Origin of the sequence: Fulvivirga kasyanovii, assembly GCF_009711405.1 — a bacterium.
Classification (GTDB): domain Bacteria; phylum Bacteroidota; class Bacteroidia; order Cytophagales; family Cyclobacteriaceae; genus Fulvivirga; species Fulvivirga kasyanovii.
Genome location: NZ_SMLW01000275.1, coordinates 1 through 3,849 on the forward strand (window position 1 = coordinate 1; position 3,849 = coordinate 3,849).

Sequence of the window (3,849 nt, forward strand, 5' to 3'; positions counted from 1 at the left end):
CTACGGTGAGTGGCGCCTCACAATATCAATGGTGCTGGAGCGGAAGTGGATTTCCTGATAAGGCTGTCCCGGGAGGCTATGTCTGGTCAGGAGCAAAGACCAACAGACTTACGATTAAAGGCTCAGATGATGCAGGTGGTACTTATTGGCTTCGAGCTATCAACAGTTGTGGCACGACGGTTTCCAACGCTGTCTCTGTTACTATTTCCAGGCCGCCTGTAAATGCATCTAACTCAAGTCCTGTTTGTGAGGGAGAACCATTAAAGCTTATTGGGACATCATTGGCAGGTGGTGTTTTTGAATGGACAGGTCCTAACGGATTTAAGAGCACACTTCAAAATCCTATAGTGTCAGATAAAGCCACTCCACAGATGGCAGGGGAATATTCATTCAAAGTCACCCTTGGAAGTTGCGTTGTTATTTTGACGACAACAGTGACTGTAAAACAGATGACCGCTTTTAATATATCTAATAGCGGCCCTGTATGTGCAGGAGGTGCAATAATGTTAAGCGGAGCCCCTGACGATATGTCAAGTTATTCTTGGACAGGTCCTAATGGTTTTTCTGCCTCATCCAGTGAGCCTACATTATCTGATGCTATTCCTGCTATGGCAGGGGTGTATGAGTTAACTGTGGTAGATAAAAATGGTTGTAGCCGATCGGCTACAACCAATGTAATTGTGAACACTAAACCAAAGATAGTCACACAGCCTGAAGACGTATACATTTGTCAATGGTCCACGGCAAAGGTTAATGTTGAGGCTCAAGGAGCAAGCTCCTATCAGTGGCATTGGAGTGGAAGTGGTATGCCTGATCAGGTAGTGCCAGGCCCACCTACTTGGGTTGGCGGTAAGTCAAGTGAGCTAAGCATTGATACTAAAACAAGATCAGTAAGTGGCGATTATTGGGTAACTGCAACCAGCAGTTGCGGAAGTGTTGTTTCAAATAAAGCAAAGGTTACGGTTTTTTCCCCACCTGTATATGCAGCCAGTTCTGGTCCTGTTTGTGAAGGTGAGCCTTTGACACTTATTGCCAGTGGTGCAACTGGCACCTATTTATGGACCGGCCCCAACGGTTTTACTAGTACGCTTAAAGAGCCTACTGTAGCAGAAGAAGCTACTTTGTCCATGGCCGGTGAATATATATTAACAGTAAAAGTAGGCACTGACTGTTACAGCAAGGCTACTACCGAAGTTGTGGTCAATGGTACCCCTTCATTCGCGGTTTCCAATAATGCCCCAGTTTGCGTAGGTGAAATATTAAAACTGACAGGTCCATCAGCTGCTGAGTCATCCTTTTCCTGGACAGGTCCTAACGGTTTTTTAAGTAGTGAACAAAGCCCAGTGGTAAGCGAGAATGCTAGTATCGATATGAGTGGGCAGTACACTTTGACTGTTACAAACAGCCAGGGCTGTTCTTCTGTTGCCAGTACAAATGTGAAGATAGGTACACTCCCTGTTATTACTTCTCATCCGGTAAACATTTCGATCTGTGAAAGGTCAGAGACTTCATTAAGTGTGGAGGCCAGCAATGCCAATAGCTACCAATGGTTCTGGGACAATGGAAAGGACGGACCTGTGCCTGTGCCACCAGTTAACCCTCCATGGGATGGGAGAAACAGTGCCACACTTAATATTCAAACTTCTGTAAGTATCAAAGGGTATTATTGGGTGGAGGTTTCCAATGATTGCGGCACAGTAGTTTCAGAAAAAGCTTACGTACACGTGTACTCTATGCTAGTCGGTGCTACTTATCCCGGGCCAACATGTGAAGATGAACCTTTGCAATTGTTCGCTTCAGGTGTAACAGGGACCTATTCATGGATCGGTCCTGCTGGGTTTACCAGCACTGAAAGAAACCCAACTGTATCGCTTAATGCTACTCTTGAAATGGCAGGCACATATAAGCTAACCACTACGACCCAAAACGGTTGTTTTAATGATGCCATTGTAAATGTAGAGGTAAAGCGCTATTGTGTGGAACCGTTTATGAATTACGTAGCGGTCAGGCATGTATTGAAAGGTGAAGTGTATGATGAAAGCACTTTGGAGATGCTCTCGGCGGAAGAAGCTTCTCTTTCATTTACCTATTATGATGGTTTAGGCAGACCTCTACAGAAGGTGGATTTTAAGGCTTCTCCCAGCAAGAGAGATATTATACAGCCGATTAAATATGATGATTTCGGTCGGGTGAGTACGCAATATCTGTCTTATGTGGACGGTAAAGGTATAGGAAATTACAGAAAGTACGCACTCAATACAAATCATGCTTACAGCGATCAGTATCGATTTTATTCCAATTTTTATGGGAATGCAGAGAACGTGGCCCATTCTTCTAAGGCATTTAGTCAGAGTAGATATGATCAGTCACCTCTCAATCGAATAGTTGAGCAAGGGGCTTCTGGAGAAGCGTGGCAGCTTGGTGGAGCAACCGTGAAATATGACTACCTAACCAATACTGATGTGGATAAGGTATTGGTCTGGCTAGTAAACGATTTAGATCTGCCTGAAACTTCTTCTAGCTATAAGAGCAGGGAGCTACATAAAACCGTAATCACTGATGAAGAGAAAGGCAAGACTATTACATTTGTCAACAAGCGTGGTGAAACTGTTTTAAAACGGGTACAGGTTCATGAAAATGGGGAAGTAGAACAATGGGCAGACACCTACTACATCTATGATGATTTTGGGAACCTGAAGTTCGTTTTACCTCCTATGGCCAATGAAAAACTGAACCAGGGGGCAGCTATAGACGATATTTTTCTTTTCCAATGGTGCTTTAGTTATAAGTATGATGGCCGCAAACGGATGATCGAAAAACGGGTTCCCGGTTCGGACTGGGTATATATGGTCTATGATGACAGGGACCGTTTGGTTCTGATACAAGATGGCAATCAACGCGATGAGAATGTGACATCAGGCAGTGAATGGACCTTTACCAAGTATGACCAGTTGAACCGTCCTGTGGCTACCGGTATTTATACACATCCAGTTGTGTTGACTCAAGAACAAATGCAAATCCATGTCAATGGCATGGTAGGAGATGAAGACGGCTGGTATGAAATCTATAATGGAAATAACGACCTACATGGTTATACCGACCAATCTTTTCCAAAAGGAGTACTCAAGGATGACTACCTGACCATTACCTATTATGATAACTATAGCTTCAAAAGCTCACAGGATTTTGGTTCAACCTACGACTATGATCCGGGACAGTTAGGCCCCCAGGCCACATACACCTTCCCTTCAACCGAATTTGATCGTGTTAAAGGCCAGATAACGGGAAGTAAAGTAAAAGTACTGGACGGCAGCAGTACCTGGTTGAGTGCTGTGACTTACTATGATAATCGCTATCGTGTAATCCAGACGATTACAGAAAGCAGTAGTGGCGACATCAGTAAATACAGTACATTATATAATTTCCCGGGTTGGGTATTGGCAACAAAGAACAGCTATCAACATGGTACAGATACCTATGAGATAAAGAAGCGCTACACCTATGACCATGCCGGTCGATTGATGCAGGGGTATCATGAGCTAATTGAGAATGGCTCAGGGCAGGGAGAAGTATTACTGGCCGAGAATGAATACAATGAGTTAGGCGAGTTGGTTGAGAAGAACCTGCATGTAGAGAATGGCACGCCGCATCAATCCATTGACTACCGGTACAACATCAGGGGCTGGCTTGAAAGTGTAAACAACAGCACTCTGCTGGAAGAGACCGGGGTGAACGTTGATGATGCCAATGCCGACCTGTTTGGTATGGAGCTATTTTATAACAATCCCCTAAATGGAGTTTATACCGGTAATTAAAAATAAGACATGAACAACCTTAATAAATACATAC

1 protein-coding gene is annotated in these 3,849 nt (G+C 44.0%); it reads left to right on the top strand.

Features of this window, described 5'->3' with window-relative positions; translation table 11 throughout:
* Nucleotides 1–3,815 (top strand): DUF6443 domain-containing protein (locus E1163_RS30305; RefSeq protein ID WP_221417908.1); only part of this gene is annotated, 3,815 nt, incomplete at its 5' end.
* Nucleotides 3,816–3,849 lie beyond the last annotated feature (34 nt).